This is a genomic window from Paenibacillus glucanolyticus (assembly GCF_037333485.1).
Taxonomy (GTDB): Bacteria; Bacillota; Bacilli; order Paenibacillales; family Paenibacillaceae; genus Paenibacillus_AQ; species Paenibacillus_AQ glucanolyticus.
In genome coordinates this window covers 2,014,581-2,031,522 of the sequence record NZ_CP147845.1, presented here as the reverse complement: position 1 = coordinate 2,031,522, position 16,942 = coordinate 2,014,581, and the positions used below count along the sequence as shown (strand labels likewise).

The following is a 16,942-nucleotide window of genomic DNA, read 5'->3' as shown; positions in this document are numbered from 1 at the left end:
TTGCAAAGTTATCAATGTAACGGACTACTCAAGAATATCCAATACATTATATCACAAAACAATTCTGGAATACCAGCAAGCTTAAAGAAGTCATAATAACCGGGAGGTGATTCCTATGTTGAAGCGTCTATGGACCTATTTCTCGATTGTATTCGGCGGCATTATTATTGCGAGCGGATTCAACCTGTTCCTGATTCCCCATCATTTACTAAGCGGGGGTGTTTCCGGTCTCGCCTTAATTATCGGCTATTTTACGCCGCTTAATATCAGTATCATGTATTTTGTGCTCAATATTCCCATTCTCCTTACGGGTTGGTTCAAGCTGGGAAAACGATTCGTCGGGCTCAGTATACTGTCAGTTGTTGTCACAACCCTGTTCCTCGAGATCATCCCGGTTAAGGTGGTTGCCACCGAAATGCTGCTGTCCTCCGTATTCGGTGGAGTGCTTGTCGGCTTCGGTACCGGCCTTTCCTTTCGGGTTGGCGGATCGACAGGTGGCTTTGATATCATCGGCTCCCTTGTGACCAAATATCGGGACTTTCCTGTTGGCAGCGTGCTTGTCACTTTGAACGCTATCGTCATCATGGCAGTTGCTTATCTCGAAAACGACTGGAATCTGGCACTCGCCTCCATGGCATCCATCTATGTTGCCGGAAAAATGGTGGATATGCTCCATGTCAGCCATATCAAGGTTACCGTGTTCATTGTGACAAACCAGACGGAAGCCCTGCTTGAGAAGCTGCTCAAACGCCCCCGCGGTATTACCAAGATCAAAACCCAGGGAGCCTTCAGTCATAAAGAGAAGGATATGCTTATGACCGTCACCACACGATATGAGCTCGCCGAGCTGAAGCAAATTATTACAGAAACGGACCCGCATGCTTTTGTTAATATCGTGGAAACCACAGCCGTAATGGGACAATTCCGCAAAAACTAAATATTTGCCGCGTGTGAGGGTACGGCAAATTTGTGGTATAATATTTGTGCGCGGTTCCTACAATAATTCATGAGATCTGTTTCCCGGGCATCTCTCCTGGCCCAATTTTAATTGTTTTTCCGTTTTACTGAAGACGTCCTACCTAACCAACTTGGAAGGAAAGGGTGATTTTTATGGAAATGGAAACGGTAAAATTGTCACAAATCGTCATGAAGTGGTTCCCGGAAATGATACCGTTCTTTAGACAGAACGAACTGAACTCCATGATCGTTTTGCGGGACGGGCTGAGTATTCTGGAGCAGGAGGACGCTCTTGAAATCATTCAGTTCAGCATTTGCGAGCATCAGAACCAAACTCCGCTGCATTAATTTTAAGCAATACGTGAAAATTGCACGACGAATGCCGTTCTTCTCCGGGGATATATCGACCGGTGAATAACGGCATTTTTTATCCGCAACTCTCGCGTCGTTACTATAACGGTTACTCCCCCATGTTCACATGTTGTTCACGGTCTTCTACAGCAAAAGTCCCTTTTATCGTTTAAAACGCCCTTCAACCGTTTAATGTAGACAAGGTATGCTTACCGCCGCTTCTAAGTTTATTGTCGATTGTAACAAACCTGTTCTTTTTGAAGGCATACGTTCCTTTATAATCATGATGTGAATGTACACAAGGGAGAGAGTAATTATGAATATCATCTTGGCTTTATTCATCTTGGCGTCAGCGGGCTTCGGCGGTTCCAGTCCACAGGACAGCACGCTTACCGCCAAACTTCAGGCATCATTAAATACCGCCATGATTCAAGGCATGCATCAAAACAATCAAACTCAAGGCCAGAGCGGCCTCAAGCCAAACACCACCGAGATCGACCCGCAGGCTGATGCACCTAAAGTCAAAGGCATTTATGTAACAGCTTATAGCGCAGGCGGCTCCAGAATGAATCAGCTTGTCGATCTGATGGACAAGACCGAACTCAATGCCATGGTCATCGACATCAAGGATGATGAGGGATACATAACGTACAAGACCGATAATCCGAAACTGAAGGAGCTCGGTAAATCCCAGCCTTTTATCAAAGACATCAACCAATTGATGAAGCGTCTGGAGAAACACGATATTTATCCTATTGCCCGGGTCGTTGTGTTCAAGGATACCATTCTCGCCAAGAAAAACCCGGAGCTCTCCTTCCGTAAAGGAGATGGCAGCGTATGGACCAATGGCGGCGGCGACAGCTTCGTCAACCCGTACAGCAAAGAGGTCTGGGATTATAACATCGAAATTGCCAAAGAAGCAGCAAAACTCGGATTCAAGGAAATCCAGTTTGATTATGTTCGTTTTCCAGAGGGCTTCGAGAAACGCGCCGATTCCCTCAAATATACCAAGACGGATCAATCCCGCGTGGACGTGGTATCCGACTTCGTGCAGTATACCCGTGAACAACTGGCACCGCTTGGCATCCGCGTATCCGTAGATATTTTCGGATATGCAGCTTCGGTCCCGGCCGCAGAAGGCATTGGCCAGGACTTTGTCAAGATTTCCAAAAACGTGGATATCATCAGTCCGATGGTGTACCCGAGCCATTACACGGCAGGCTGGTTCGGCTCCCCCGTTCCGGATAAAGCTCCTTACCAGACCATTAAAGGCTCCATGGAGGATACCCACAAAAAGCTTGACGAGTTGGGAGAGAAGAAACCGATCATCAGACCTTGGATTCAGGACTTTACCGCCAGCTGGCTCGGAAGCGGAAATTATGCCAAGTACGGTAAAAAAGAAATTGAGGAGCAGATTCGTGCCCTCAAGGATACGAATGTCGATGAATATTTGCTCTGGAATGCTTCCAACCGGTACACCGAAGGTGTTACACATAAATAAATTCATCGATCATCAGAACAAAGGGTCAGCCATCCAACGGCTGGCCCTTTGATCATTATCGTATCTTTGAAGGCCGCATTCCCCTTGACAGCAGGTGCTATGATGGTGGTTGGGACCTGACAAGTTCCCTGAGAACTCTTGTTGATACTTCCCGTTCAACCGCTGGTTGAGTTCTTTCTCACCGCTCAATGAACAGGTTATTGTACACATCATAGGATCCACCTAGAATTATGAGAGCAATATCATAAAATCACCTTGAAAAAAGAAGGGCAAAATCACACATGCAGCCGACAACAACAACCTGGGAAAAACTGAAGCAATTCGCGATCATTCTGATTCCCATCCTGGTTACACAACTTTCTTTATCTGCCATTACTTTTTTTGACACCAATATGTCAGGAAAGTTCAGTTCAGTCGATTTGGCAGGCGTAGCGATAGCTACAAGCATCTGGATTCCAGTTCAGACCGGCCTTAGCGGTATCTTAATGGGGATTACCCCCATCGTTTCGCAGCTCGTTGGCGGACGCCAGGAAAACAAGGTCGCTTACCAGGTCAATCAGGCACTCTGGCTGTCCATTTTACTCGCCATTGTCGTACTCGCTATCGGGTATGCCGCAGTACCCGGCATACTCGGTGCGATGAGCCTGGAGCCTGAGGTGCGGCGTATCGCCTCGCAGTTCCTCGCCGCCATATCGTTAGGCATCATCCCGCTGTTCGCTTATACGGTGCTCCGCAGCTTTATCGATGCGCTGGGGCAAACCAGGATTTCCATGGTGATCACGCTGATCTCCCTTCCCGTGAATGTGAGCTTGAATGCCCTGCTCATTTATGGCTTGTGGGGCTTCCCAAGAATGGGAGGTGTAGGTGCTGGTCTTGCTTCTGCTATTACGTATTGGACGGTCTTGGTGATCGCGATCATTACGATTCACAGACAACACCCGTTCTCTTCGTTTGCTGTCTTCAGGCAGCTGCGGGGAGTTTCCTTGAGCGCCTGGAAAGGTTTGCTGAAGATTGGCGTCCCCATCGGCTTCTCCATCTTTCTCGAGACCGCCGTGTTTGCAGCCGTAACACTGCTTATGAGCAACTTTGATACGGCGACCATTGCCGCCCATCAAGCAGCCCTGAATTTTGCTACGACACTGTATATGCTGCCGTTAAGCATATGTATGAGCCTGACCATTCTTGTTGGTTATGAAGCCGGCTCGGGACGAATGAAGGACGCCTGGAAGTACGCGAAGCTCGGGATAAGTACAGCCGTTGTCCTCTCGCTGATAACGGCTGTCATTCTGTTTGTGGCCGGTCACCAGGTTGCCGGACTGTACTCTAATGAACCTGCCGTTGTAGCGTTGATCCAGCACTTTCTGCTGTTCGCGATTTTCTTCCAGATCTCGGATGCCATCGCCACACCGACCCAAGGCGCGCTGCGGGGTTACAAAGACGTCAACGTGGCCTTCATGCTCGCTTTCCTGTCATTTTGGGTAATCGGCTTGCCTGTCGGATATGTGCTCGCCAATTACACCGATTGGCAGGCCTTCGGTTATTGGATCGGTTTAATAACGGGACTTGCCGTCGGTGCAGTCCTGATGCTCCTCCGCCTGGTCAAGGTGCAGGGAAAGTTTGCACGCCAGGCAGCCTCTTCGACCGTATCCGCACCATCATAAAAAAACCGTCTCCATGCAGAAATCATTCTGCCATTGGAGACGGTTTTTTTAGGGGTTGCTCCGTTATACGCCGGACCCTGCTTATTGAGACAAACGCAGTGCCAAATCGTACAAGTCGCGGTCAAATTCCTTCTTTGTGTTAACGACCTTGTCAATATCCGTGAGAACCAGTTCACCCTTGATGATGCCGCATCCTTTATCGGACTCCCCATTAATCAGACTGCGAACCGCAAAATCGCCAAGGCGGCTTGCGAGGTTGCGGTCAAACGGTGTTGGAGCTCCCCCGCGCTGGATATGACCGAGCACCGTTACACGCGCATCGATTGATGCATGGCACTCTTTAAGGTCGCATACGATATCCTCGCCGCGTCCAACGCCCTCAGCTACGATGATAATACTGTGGCGTTTGCCTTTTGCAAAATTCTCACGCAAACGGGCAGCCACTTCATCCAGGTTGTACTCCACTTCCGGCACCAGAATCGTCTCTGCACCCGAAGCAAGGCCGGCATGAAGAGCAATGTCGCCGCAGTGGCGCCCCATAACCTCTACAACAGACGAACGGGCATGAGAGGACATGGTGTCGCGCAATTTATTTACAGCGTCCACAACGACGCTTACAGCCGTATCAAAGCCGATGGTGTAATCGGTGAAGGAAATGTCGTTATCAATCGTTCCTGGAAGACCCATCGTTTTGATTCCAAGCTTGCTGAGCTTGTTCGCCCCATGGTAAGAACCGTCTCCTCCGATAACGACCAGACCGTCAATGCCGTGCTGATTCAGAATGTCGGCACCCTTCTGCTGCCCTTCGGGTGTCTTAAACTCTTCACAGCGCGCTGAGCGCAGGATGGTACCGCCACGCTGAATAATGTCTCCGACACTGCGCAGGTCCATTTGTGTAATGTCGTTTTCCAGCAGCCCCTGGTATCCGCGCTGAATCCCGTATACCTCCAGACCATAATACAGACCGCTGCGTACAACCGCTCGCAGCGCCGCGTTCATCCCTTGGGAATCGCCACCACTTGTAAGAACTGCAATCTTTTTAACCTCTGCCATGTTTCTTATTCCTCCTTCAATGTCACTCATGCTTATGCTTGCGAATCCATCGGCTGTTGACGTAGAAAAAGATCCGGGTCATCGGACTCTTCTTCATCAAACGTTTGGATACGTTGCGAACCAAGTGCTGCTCGCTGACTTTTGGATCGGATAAATATAACGCCAGTAACCCCTCAATGATCATACGATGAAAAGGGGTCGAGGGAATTGTTCTGACATCCTTCCGGGCCCACTCCACAATGGCAGCTATACGGTTCAGCATCGTATCGGCATCTTCGTAATAATTACAAAAATTCAGATCGCCACCCAGCCTGTCTTCGTCTTGATCAATAAGATAATCCAGCATAATGTGGAGACTGCATACATTCGGAAAATAAGACGCATGAATGGACGAAGCATCCTCGTCATCCAAAAACGGATCAGTTGCAGCCAAGAATAGCATGAACACGCCCAAGGTCGATCCCGTTGCAGCCGCGAACTCATTCCACCGCAGATGCGGTGAACGGTGGGCATGCCGGGACCACCACTCCAATAATGCCGTTTCTCTCTTATCCGGATGGATGTGCTTATACACCTGAAGATCGGTGTACAGCCCAGCCAAATCCCTTATGTAGGGCTTTGCCGCTTCATATCCTGATAATTCGCCGATGCAATTCCGGCATTTCTGCACAAGACGAAGAAGATACCCTCCGTCCTCCCTCTCGGTCCGAAGAGCGTAATAATCAACAGGTTCCGTATCAGGTGTAACGGCATCCAGCATCGACTGATGGAGCTGTCTGAAGTCCGCTGGGTCCAGCGAAGTACTGCGGTCACATAAATTATCGAGATAATCGCTAATTGTTTGGTAAGCTACAATCAATGGAATGAGAATATGCCTCTCCGGCAGATTGGCTGCGGCATAAACTGCACCGCCCTGGCAGTGAAATTTTTTGGTATCTAAACTGGCCAGTGCCTGCTTTCGTAGCTCCTCATCCGGAATTTGCTCAGCCTCCCGGCGCCACTTCTCCAACTCGATCCGCACTTCCGGAAGTATAAATTTGTACACCCGGCTCATCAGCCCAACCGGACTGCGCGGAACTTTACGGCTTAGCTCTTGATTATTCAATGAACTCTGCCTCCACATGGTTGTCTTTTTATACCTATCCAAATCAAACCTATTATAATATGATCGTTCATTTTGCACAAATAACACATATCATTGACGCCTGTATGTCGTTTATTGTCAGCTTTAGTCCAACTATCTCCATTTCGTGGTATGTTATATACTAATCGGAGCTAAATAACAGACCACTTACCTCGTGAATGCCGCTGTACAAGCGGGTTCATTAGAGATCGGAGATCCCATCATGCAACTTCCCGCTTCGTCCAGACCGGATCAGAACTGGCTGCGCGCCTTTATGTTTACGATATTTGGTACAACAGCCCTTGTCATATCTTATTTTCCGTTATATTACAAAGAGATCGGCTTCAGCAGCGCGCAAATCGGTTATTTGTATGCGGTCGGTCCGCTTATATCCATGTTCTCCAATATGATATGGAGCTACACAAGCGACAAGTACCGGACCATCAAGCGCATCATGAACATTCTGATTATCGGACAGCTTGTGACGATGCTCGTCTTGTGGCAGGTTTCCAGTTTTGGCGTTGTGCTGATCACGATCAGCCTGTTTTATTTTTTCTACTATCCGGTTTATCCCTTGGCGGATACCATGGCCATCCAAACGGCTCAGCGATACGGCCGCAGCTTTACGGTCATCAGGGTATTCGGCTCTCTCGGGTATGCCTTCTTCGCGCTGGCGATTGGCTATGCTGTCGGAGCTGCCGGCGCTTCAGCGACACTGGCTATCGGCATCGGGATCGGTGTGTTTACGCTGCTCTGTTCCTTTCTTCTCCGCGACGGAGTTGCAACCAAATCCGAGCCGGTGGAGCTGTCCGCCCTCCTCAAAATTCTGCGCTCCAAAGAGATATTGTGGTTCTTCGGCTGCTCGTTCTGCCTTGCCATCGCACACCGCATGAATGAAGCATTTCTTACCCTCACCTTATCCGGATTGGGTGCCGGCGAGGGTCTCATCGGCTGGTCCTTAATGATTTCGGCTGCAAGTGAAATCCCCATTTTCTTTCTGCTCAGCAAATATGGTGACAAGATGAAGGAGCTGCCGCTCCTTGGCTTTGCAAGCTTGATGTTTGCACTCCGATTTCTGCTCATGTCGCTGGCATCCGACCCGCTGTCCGTACTTGCAGTTCAGTCGCTTCACAGCATTACCTTTGGCGTGTTCTATGTAACCGCCGTCCGTTATATTACAAGGATCATTCCCTGGCAGTACCGGGCGACAGGCATGGCGCTCTTCATCATCTTCTGGTCGAGCGCCTCGGGACTTCTCAGCGGAGCCTTCGGCGGATTGCTGTTTGAAGCTGCGGGAAGAACGGCCTTTTACCTGCTTGCCGCCTTTCTAGCCTTCGTGGCCTTTGTCGGGTTTCTCTACCGGCACCTTTTTGCCAAACCGGAGGATATGAATATCAGTGGAATAAGCGCATAATGCAGCGCAGATTCATTTGCGCCTTAACCTCAAAAAGGGCAAGTCCGGACCCCATGGCGATTGGCAATCCGGGCTTCCCCTTTTTTTCACAAGTATGGGCTTGTCCCATTACAATACAAAAAAGCACAGTTCTCGGGGGAGAACTGCGCTTCATGCCTTGGTAATTCTATAAGATCTCCGTATCAGGAGTTAGCTTACAGTTTTGTTACGTTGGCTGCTTGAGGACCACGGTTACCTTCAGTAATGTCGAATTCAACCGCTTGACCTTCTTCCAAACTCTTGAAGCCTTCTTCTTGAATTGCGGAGAAGTGTACGAATACATCCTCGCCACCTTCAACGGAAATGAAGCCGTAACCTTTTTCTGCATTGAACCATTTAACTGTACCTTTCAAATGAACAACCTCCTAAAAATACCGCCATCTATGGCGAATATCCATATTATATCCCATGTTTTATGACAATGCAATCCGTCAAATCACCCTGCAATGCTTTTTTGGGCCGCTATTTTAATGTAAAGATTATTTGCTTTTAAGACCGCGAGTGCGTTATCATTTACCCAAAAGCCTAAGTAGCAAACGGAGACTGAATATGATCAAAAAACATGAAATATACAAAAAAGACAAATGGAACATGATGACGGTTGAAGTACAGGGCCGATACATCGTTCTCCGAGAAATTTCTGACCAATGGGGTGAGGAGACACATACGTTTATGAGCCGGCCAGCTTTGATGCACTGGGCTCAAAACCGCTTCCCCAAGGATGATTTTGAAGGCCGGGAAGATGAATGGCGACAAATGATGGCTGCCTTTAAGCAGGTGTAACATGGATTATACGAATATTGTCATCTTCATTATTCTTGCCTTCAGTTTGGGTGCCATTATGATCATGAACCGGGATCGGATTCCAACAAAACTGAGAAGAGGGATGGCCGTGACTGCGGTCGCCTTCATCCTGTTTGCCTTTTACCTTATTGTATACAGTTTCTTTAATCTGGGTTCCTCGTAAATTTTATTAGGATGAAAGTAGCGGGTACGCGGCATACTATCGCTCGGATAGCTTAATCCGAGGAGGTTATGCCATGAGAGGCGCCAAGGTGATGTGCATTACACTTGCTATCAGCCTGATCGCTGTTTCTACTGCCCGCTCCCAAGCCTTATCTGAAGGAACCCGGACTCCAAATAATACACATCATTCAAGGAGGATCTCTATGGAACAATTGTTGAAACGCGCGGATGTCCCTAAAGAGCATCAATGGAAACTCGAGGATATGTTCGCCGACCAGAAAGCATGGGATGCAAGCTTTGCGGAATTGAAGAATCTTCTTAAACGCACAGACGAGTATCAAGGCAAATTAAACAACGCGGCATCCATCAAAGAATGCTTCGAGCTCGAAGACGAAATTTCTTATCATGCCGAGCGTCTATACGTGTATGCTCACATGCATCATGATGAAGATACAGCAAACCCTACATATCAATCGCTATCCGCCAAAGCCAAAAAACTGAATGTCGAAGCTGGAGAAGCACTCTCCTTCATCACGCCTGAAATACTGTCCCTGTCTGAAGCGGAGCTGGACAAATTGATCGAGGACCCTGCCCTCAAGGAATTCAAGTTCACGCTGACGGAGATGAAACGGGAGAAAGCACATGTTCTCTCCAAGACGGAAGAAGCGCTGCTGGCTCAAGTCGGCAACCTCTCCTCTGCACCGCAAACGATTTTTGGCATGCTCAACAATGCGGACATGAAATTCCCGAAAATCAAGAACGAAGAAGGCAAGGAAGTTGAACTCACACACGGCAACTATATTCAATTCCTGGAAAGCCCGAATCGCGAAGTGCGCGAGCGTGCTTTCAAAGCGGTTTACGACACCTATGGCAGGCAGAAAAACACCCTTGCTGCTACGCTGAATGCCAACGTAAACAAAAATATTTTCTATTCCCGTGTCCGCAAATACCCTTCTGTACTGGAAATGGCCCTGTATGGCGATAACATCCAGAAGGAAGTTTACACAAACCTGATCGACACCATTCATGAGAGTCTGCCGCTCCTGCACCGCTACATGGAGCTCCGTAAGAAGCTGATGGGCGTGGATGAGCTTCAAATGTACGATTTGTTCGCTCCCCTCGTGGAAGAGTACAAATGGGACATCACTTACGAAGAAGCAAAACAAATGACCAAGGAAGGCCTTGCGCCGCTTGGCGAGGATTACCTGAGCAGCCTGCAAGCAGGTTATGACAACGGCTGGATCGATGTATACGAGAACGAGAACAAACGAACCGGCGCATACAGCTGGGGTGCATACGGTACCCATCCTTACGTATTATTGAACCATAAAGACAACCTGAACAGCATGTTTACCCTGGCTCATGAGATGGGGCATGCCCTTCACTCCTACTATTCAGACAACGCCCTGAAATATCGGGATGCGCAGTACACCATTTTCCTAGCTGAAGTGGCATCAACCACCAACGAAGCCCTGCTGATGGATTACCTGCTGAAAAACGCCAAGGATCCCAAACAAAAAATGTACCTGCTTACTTACTATGCCGATCAGTTCCGTACAACGGTCTTCCGTCAAACGATGTTTGCCGAGTTCGAGAAAATCGTTCATGAGCGCGCTGAGAGCGGCGAATCCCTGACACCTCAGGATCTTTCCGACATCTACTATGAATTGAACGTGAAATATCACGGCAAAGGGATGCAAGTGGATAAAGAAATCGGAATGGAATGGGCACGGATTCCTCATTTCTACAACAGCTTCTATGTGTACAAATACGCAACCGGCTTCTCGGCTGCAACCAGCTTCTCGAAGCAGATTCTGGAGGAAGGCCAGCCTGCGGTGGACCGCTATCTCGGATTCCTGAAGAGCGGCGGCAGCGACTACTCCATTAACATCCTCAAGAAGGCTGGCGTGGATATGTCGTCTCCGGAGCCTATCCGCGAGGCCATGAGTGTGTTCGAAGACATCATCAGCCAAATGGAGCAGTTGACAAAATAATCAACGCTTGAGCGAGATGCATCATTCTCAATTGACCAGTGGAATAAAATCCCTTGCCCTTTACAGGCAAGGGATTTTATACTGTTTGAGGAAGGAGGTGTTCCCTATGAAAATTCAATGGTCACTAATCGCAGCTTTATTGTTTGCCCTTATTACAGCCGTATTTGCCGTGATCAATGTCAATCCCGTTGCAGTAAACCTGTTGTTCGGTACAGTCAACGTACCGCTGATTCTACTCATTATCGGATGCTCTCTGATCGGGGGACTGATTGTCGGTACATTCGGCATTTACCGTCAATATCAAATGCAGAAGGAAATCCGTTCGTTAGCGGAACAACTTATACATATCCGTGAAGTAACGGGATACACTCCTGAAATGCAAGCTGCGGACGAGGAAATGAAAAAAGATCCGAAGGACACTCCTGCTGAACCCTGATGTCCCCGGATGATGAATCAATATGAATGAAAGAAACAAGGAGGCCTGACATCTAATGTCTGCTATACAACCGAATGAAACATACGTATTGGACCTGCTTAAGGCATTGCTCGATACACCGAGTCCTACCGGCTATACCCACACCATTATGAAGCGGATTGAACAGGAAGCCGCTTCCCTTGATGTTCCTCTTACATGGAACGAAAAAGGCGGCGCCATCCTGTCCATCGCTGGACAAGACAGCAGCCGTACGATCGGGCTGAGCGCTCACGTCGACACCCTTGGTGCGATGGTTCGTGCCGTGAAATCGGAAGGTACGCTCCGGCTTACCTCCGTTGGCGGATACATGATGAACAGCATTGAGAATGAATACTGCATCATCCATACACGCAGCGGCAAGACATATACCGGAACCATCCTCTCCACCCATCCTTCGGTTCACGTATACAGTGACGCCCGTGATTTAAAGCGCCAGGAAGCCAATATGGAGGTTCGGATCGACGAATTAGTTGAATCAGCCGATGATGTAAAAAAACTCGGCATCGGCGTTGGAGACTTCGTCTCCTTTGATGCCCGTGCGGTCATTACTCCCAGCGGTTACATCAAATCACGTCATCTGGATGACAAAGCCAGCGTCGCTGCACTCTTCGGCTTGCTCGAAAGCATGAAGCGCGATAACTGGAAGCCCAAATATAATGTAAAACTCCTTATCTCCAACTACGAAGAGGTTGGACACGGCGCAGCCTACATTCCTGCCGACATCAATGAAATGATTGCGGTGGATATGGGCTGTATCGGCGATGATTTGAGCTGCAAGGAAACCGACGTGTCCATCTGTGCCAAGGACTCGTCCGGCCCTTATGACTACGACATGACCAGTCGTTTGATTGAACTGGCCGAGAGCGAAGGCATTGCATATGCCGTTGATATTTATCCTCATTACGGCTCCGATGCTTCGGCGGCGCTCTCCGCAGGCAGCAACATCAAAGCTGCGTTGATCGGTCCCGGCGTCCATGCATCCCACGCGATGGAAAGAACGCACAAACAGGCGGTTCTTAACACCGTCAAACTGCTGGCAGCCTACGTGAAATAAACCGTTCTATAGGTAAGGGGCGTCCCCAAGGCACAAGGCCTGGGGACGCCCCTTATTTTCTCTTTGAACCTGCCTGACGCATCAGGATTTCTTGCTCTGCTCAATCTTCTCGGCAAGCTCGTTTAGATAGGTCCAGCGCTCCATCAGATGCTCCAGTTCACGCTCCGTTTCCTCCTGAGCCCGCATCAGCTCCTGAAGCCTGGCTGCGTCGCTACCGGCGGTTTCCATCTCCGATTGAACGGATACAAGCTTGTTCTCGGCAGCTTCGATCAGACCATCAATCTGCTCAAATTCCCGCTGCTCTTTATAACTGAATTTCAGACGTTCGCGCGGTGTATCTTTACCTGAACTGCCGCCCGGCACCGTGTTGCTTCCCGAAGCTGATTTAGCGCCACTGCTACCGGCTGCATCCGTCTTGCTTCCGGCAGCCTCGCTGCCATGACGCTGCATCCACTCTGCGTACTCGCTGTAAGAGCCAACATGGACACGAATCTGCCCCATGCCCTCAAACGCCATGACTTTATCCATGGTTCGATCCAGGAAAAACCGGTCATGGGATACCACGATGACAACACCCGGAAACTCATCCAGATACTGCTCCAGAACGGACAATGTCGGTATGTCCAGATCATTTGTCGGTTCATCCAGCAGCAGCACGTTCGGTGCACTCATCAGCACTCGCAGCAGGTACAACCGGCGCTTCTCGCCTCCGGACAATTTCGCTATCGGCGTCCACTGCAGCGCAGGCGGGAACAGGAAGCGTTCCAGCATCTGGGCCGCGGTAATGGCAGAGCCGTCCGCCGTACGAACAACCTCTGCCTCATCCTTGATATACTCGATCACGCGCTGACTGCCATCCATCTCCTGATGCTCTTGGGTGAAATAACCCAGTTTAACTGTTGGCCCAAGCACGACTTCGCCGGCATCCGGTTGAAGCCTTCCGGCAATGAGATTCAGCAGCGTGGATTTACCGCTCCCGTTCGGACCCACGATACCGATCCGATCCTCGGGCACGGCGATGTAAGATAGATCCTCAATCAATATGTTGTCGCCGACCGTCTTACGAAGACCTTCAATCTCTAGAATTTTGCGGCCGAGACGGGTGGAAGCAACCGAGACGTCCAGATCACCGGAGCCCTGTATGATCTCCTGATCCTTCAGTTTCTCGAAACGGTCGATTCTCGCCTTCTGCTTGGTCGTACGGGCCTTTGCTCCTCTGCGAATCCAGGCAAGCTCGTTCCGCAGCAGATTCTGGCGCTTTTGTTCGGATGCGGCTTCCCGCTCCTCGCGCTCTGCCTTCAGCTCCAGGAAACGGCTGTAATTCGCCTCATATCGGAACAGCCGCCCATGATCCAACTCCAGCATGACATTGGCCACCCGGTCCAGAAAATACCGATCATGCGTAATCATAAGCAGGGCGCCGCGGCGCTTCTGCAAATACTGCTCAAGCCAGGCTACAGATTCGTTGTCGATATGGTTGGTCGGCTCGTCCAATATGAGTAAATCCGACGGTTGGATCAAGGCAGCGGCTAAAGCCACCCGCTTGCGCTGTCCACCCGAGAGTGTCCCCATTCTCGCCTCATAATGGCGTATTCCGAGCTTGGACAGAATGGTCTTTGCATCACTCTCCAGCTGCCATGCCTGCAGCGAATCCAGCGTCTGATTGAGCTTCAGCAATTTCTGCTGCAGCTCTTCATGGCCCGGATGGAGCTCCAGCAGCTCCATTGTTTCGGTATATTCCCGGACGGCCTTCATCTCGGGGAGATCCCCTTCAAACACCTGCTGCAGAACGGTTTTATCCGGATCAAACTCGGGATTCTGAGCAAGATAGCGCACCCGGATGCGATTGCCCATCGATATTTTACCGGAGTCAGGCGGCTCAAGTCCTGCGACAACGCGCAGAAACGTAGATTTTCCTGTACCGTTTACGCCGATGATGCCAATCTTGTCCTGATCCTCCATGCCGAAGGATGCATCTTGAAACAGTATTTTATCTCCATAACTTTTGTTTACCTGTTCTACGGTCAAGATATTCATTGGTCTGATCCCTACTTACATCTATAGATTTCGTTAATCGTTAATCGATGAATGAACTGCATTATAACGCAACCAGCACTGCAGTCCCATATGCTGCTGCCCCGCCAAGAAGTGAGCTGAGCAGATTGACGGCATCATTGGACATCCACGAATACCCTCGCATACGTTCGGTCTCCTGTCCGCAGTGCTGCGCCACCTCGACAGTTTTACCGCACGCCGGGCAGCGATACATCACCTGTACAGCCGCCCCGAGATATGAGTCAGCAAATGCACCGACCAATCCCCCGGCAAGGGCCGCCAGAACATATGAGAGTAACTCCGAGTTCATACCGCTCCATTCAGCCAGCAGCCATCCCCCGGCTCCGATCAGTACACTCCCTGCCGCTGCCGCTATGGAGCCCGCCCAGGATACGCCTCCCGATTCTCCGGCAGTCAGCACCTTTCCGTTAAGGACAGAACGCGGCGGCCGCCGGCTGAGGCTTCCTAACTCCGTCGCCCAGGTATCTGCCGTCACCGTAGCCATGACCCCTATAAACAGCAGCACCCACAACTCGGACGGAGCCCATGCGTTTAACAGACACAGCACCATGCCGATACCGCCGTTGGCGAATACTTGTCCTGCATCCCTCCGGCCGGTCTTGGCATAAGATTTCTCCAGATCAGCCTTGCGTTTCTTTCCATATCGGGAGAGCAGCGTAGAAGTAATGAAAAAAAGAAGCAGGGTCCCGAACCAAAACACGTTCCCTGCTCCATAATATATGGTGCCCATCAGAATAGCGGCGGCGGCTCCGGATTCCGATAGCGATCGTTTCCGGTAGGCCGCTCCCGCAACAATGATGGCGCCTGCGGCTCCAATCAGCCAATCCATCTGCAATCCCTCCCATGATAGCTTGCCAGATTACCCGATTTCGCAGCGGCCCAGACGGATGTCTCCCCAGAATAACTCGAATACATCCCCCGATTCAGTTGGACCGACACCTGCCGGCGTTCCCGTGAAGATTAAATCCCCTTTACCAAGACCATAAAATTCGCCAATATAATCAATAATGCGCTGAAGGGAGAAGATCATATCCTTCACGTTCCCCCGCTGCACCTCATCGCCATTCTTCAATACGGTGAAATCCGTAGCCGCCAGCTTTGCGGTTCCCGGGAATGTTATGGATGGGGTAAGGGGCGCAGAAGATTTGAAGGCTTTCGCCGCGGTCCATGGATGCCCCTTCTCCTTAATCACCGTCTGAACGTCACGCAGTGTGAAATCAATGCCAAGGGCCATTGTTTTTACAAGCTCATCAACCGTCATCCCTGGAGAATAATCCTCCGCGAGCTGAATGACAAGCTCCCCTTCAAAGTGAAGACTGCCGCGATCCAGGGGCAGCTGCAGCACGCTTCCGTCCAGCGGGACGACCGCATGGGAAGGCTTGAGAAAGATCATCGGTTCTTCCGGCACGGCATTGCCGAGCTCGGCGGCATGCAATTGATAATTACGACCAACGCAATATACGTTATTGACTAGGGCACACATACATTAAAACCTCCATTTTCTTCGCCAGAATGGAACTTTCGGTGCAATTTTATGAATAAAAATCTGACCCCAAGTATCGGGCCGGTTCGTGCAGATCATGATGGCCGGATTCATTCTTGCCAGTGATCTCATACTCTTCGCATCATCCACCGTCCACGCCATGGGAGTGATGCCATTCTTCACCAAATCCGACGCAAAGGCTGCATCCAGATGAGAATAACCGATCGATAAAAAAGAGCATTTCATTTGCTTCAAGCGTGATAACAAATTACGGGGATGAGCATCGATAATAAGTCCTGTATTCACTTCGGGATCCAGTTCCTTCGCTTTAATCAAGGCTTTCGGCTCGAAGGAGGTGAGCACCACATCCGGGAGCATCCGGTGAGCATGGACCCGCTCCAGCACAGCCTCTTCCAGACCGGGATACATATCTCCGCTCGTCTTGAGCTCGATATTAAGTTTCAATCGTCCTTTGACAAGCTGCAAGACTTCATCCAGTGAAGGAACCTGCTCCCCCCTGAATTGACGTCCCTTCCATTCTCCAGCGTCCATTCTCCGGATTTCCTGCCAAGTTAGATCCTTCACCTTGCCCCGGCCTGTTGTCGTACGATCTACGCTGAAATCATGTATGACTACAGGGACTCCATCCTGAGTCAGCTGCACATCGATTTCCATCCAGTGCACAAAAGGCTCATCCATCGCCATCTGAATGGCTGCGCGCGTATTTTCAGGTGCGATACCGGAAAATCCCCGGTGAGCCACACATAAATTGTTCATGGTGGGACCTCCTTGGTG

Annotated in this window: 17 protein-coding genes; 10 read left to right on the top strand and 7 right to left on the bottom strand. The window is 50.0% G+C overall.

The features are described 5' to 3' along the window. Positions 1-115: 115 nt before the first annotated feature. The 4 genes from WDY75_RS09800 (at position 116) to WDY75_RS09785 (ending at position 4,470) form a co-directional block, all read left to right on the top strand. Positions 116-937 (top strand): YitT family protein, encoded by an 822-nt coding sequence (locus WDY75_RS09800; protein WP_063480221.1) that lies wholly within the window; start codon positions 116-118, stop codon positions 935-937. Positions 938-1,110: 173 nt separating this feature from the next. Beyond that, positions 1,111-1,305 (top strand): hypothetical protein, encoded by a 195-nt coding sequence (locus WDY75_RS09795; RefSeq protein WP_006211704.1) that lies wholly within the window; start codon positions 1,111-1,113, stop codon positions 1,303-1,305. Positions 1,306-1,624: 319 nt separating this feature from the next. Further along, a complete protein-coding gene (locus WDY75_RS09790; RefSeq protein WP_063480222.1) occupies positions 1,625-2,809 on the top strand; it encodes a putative glycoside hydrolase in 1,185 nt (394 codons plus the stop codon). Between the two features lie 281 nt (positions 2,810-3,090). Then, positions 3,091-4,470: an MATE family efflux transporter gene (locus WDY75_RS09785; RefSeq protein WP_063480223.1), complete on the top strand. Its 1,380-nt coding sequence runs from the start codon at positions 3,091-3,093 to the stop codon at positions 4,468-4,470. A gap of 81 nt (positions 4,471-4,551) precedes the next feature. Here the strand turns inward: WDY75_RS09785 and pfkA are convergent, their stop codons facing one another. Then, positions 4,552-5,523 carry a 6-phosphofructokinase gene (gene pfkA, locus WDY75_RS09780; protein ID WP_006211708.1) on the bottom strand — a complete coding sequence of 324 codons (972 nt, stop codon included), beginning with the start codon at positions 5,521-5,523 and terminating at the stop codon, positions 4,552-4,554. Positions 5,524-5,545: 22 nt separating this feature from the next. Next, positions 5,546-6,628, bottom strand: coding sequence for a tetraprenyl-beta-curcumene synthase family protein (locus tag WDY75_RS09775; RefSeq protein ID WP_036641571.1), 1,083 nt, complete (start codon positions 6,626-6,628; stop codon positions 5,546-5,548). A 241-nt stretch (positions 6,629-6,869) separates the two neighbouring features. On the opposite strand from WDY75_RS09775, the gene WDY75_RS09770 reads away from it, so the two are divergent. Continuing rightward, on the top strand, positions 6,870-8,060 hold the full coding sequence (locus WDY75_RS09770; RefSeq protein WP_063480224.1) for an MFS transporter: 1,191 nt from the start codon (positions 6,870-6,872) through the stop codon (positions 8,058-8,060). Positions 8,061-8,254: 194 nt separating this feature from the next. Here the strand turns inward: WDY75_RS09770 and WDY75_RS09765 are convergent, their stop codons facing one another. Further along, positions 8,255-8,452 carry a cold shock domain-containing protein gene (locus WDY75_RS09765; RefSeq protein WP_006211711.1) on the bottom strand — a complete coding sequence of 66 codons (198 nt, stop codon included), beginning with the start codon at positions 8,450-8,452 and terminating at the stop codon, positions 8,255-8,257. Positions 8,453-8,648: 196 nt separating this feature from the next. On the opposite strand from WDY75_RS09765, the gene WDY75_RS09760 reads away from it, so the two are divergent. The 5 genes from WDY75_RS09760 to WDY75_RS09740 all read left to right on the top strand — a co-directional run bounded on the left by WDY75_RS09760 (position 8,649) and on the right by WDY75_RS09740 (position 12,588). Next, positions 8,649-8,882: a hypothetical protein gene (locus WDY75_RS09760; protein ID WP_006211712.1), complete on the top strand. Its 234-nt coding sequence runs from the start codon at positions 8,649-8,651 to the stop codon at positions 8,880-8,882. Between the two features lies 1 nt (position 8,883). After that, entirely contained in the window at positions 8,884-9,066 is a 183-nt protein-coding gene (locus WDY75_RS09755) for a hypothetical protein (RefSeq protein ID WP_006211713.1), read from the top strand. A 202-nt stretch (positions 9,067-9,268) separates the two neighbouring features. Further along, entirely contained in the window at positions 9,269-11,059 is a 1,791-nt protein-coding gene (gene pepF, locus WDY75_RS09750; protein ID WP_063480225.1) for an oligoendopeptidase F, read from the top strand. Positions 11,060-11,165: 106 nt separating this feature from the next. Further along, positions 11,166-11,495 (top strand): lipopolysaccharide assembly LapA domain-containing protein, encoded by a 330-nt coding sequence (locus tag WDY75_RS09745; RefSeq protein WP_006211716.1) that lies wholly within the window; start codon positions 11,166-11,168, stop codon positions 11,493-11,495. A 55-nt stretch (positions 11,496-11,550) separates the two neighbouring features. Further along, positions 11,551-12,588, top strand: a complete 1,038-nt coding sequence (locus WDY75_RS09740) for a M42 family metallopeptidase (RefSeq protein ID WP_063480226.1) — start codon at positions 11,551-11,553, stop codon at positions 12,586-12,588. An 81-nt stretch (positions 12,589-12,669) separates the two neighbouring features. Here WDY75_RS09740 and WDY75_RS09735 read toward each other — a convergent pair whose 3' ends face one another. From WDY75_RS09735 to WDY75_RS09720, 4 genes are all read right to left on the bottom strand, one after another. After that, positions 12,670-14,625, bottom strand: a complete 1,956-nt coding sequence (locus WDY75_RS09735; RefSeq protein WP_063480227.1) for an ABC-F family ATP-binding cassette domain-containing protein — start codon at positions 14,623-14,625, stop codon at positions 12,670-12,672. 61 nt (positions 14,626-14,686) lie between these two features. Next, complete coding sequence (locus WDY75_RS09730; protein ID WP_063480228.1) at positions 14,687-15,493, bottom strand: DUF92 domain-containing protein; 807 nt, start codon at positions 15,491-15,493, stop codon at positions 14,687-14,689. Positions 15,494-15,523: 30 nt separating this feature from the next. Continuing rightward, a complete protein-coding gene (locus WDY75_RS09725; protein WP_006211720.1) occupies positions 15,524-16,147 on the bottom strand; it encodes a fumarylacetoacetate hydrolase family protein in 624 nt (207 codons plus the stop codon). Positions 16,148-16,150: 3 nt separating this feature from the next. Beyond that, a complete protein-coding gene (locus WDY75_RS09720) occupies positions 16,151-16,924 on the bottom strand; it encodes a glycerophosphodiester phosphodiesterase (RefSeq protein ID WP_006211721.1) in 774 nt (257 codons plus the stop codon). Positions 16,925-16,942 lie beyond the last annotated feature (18 nt).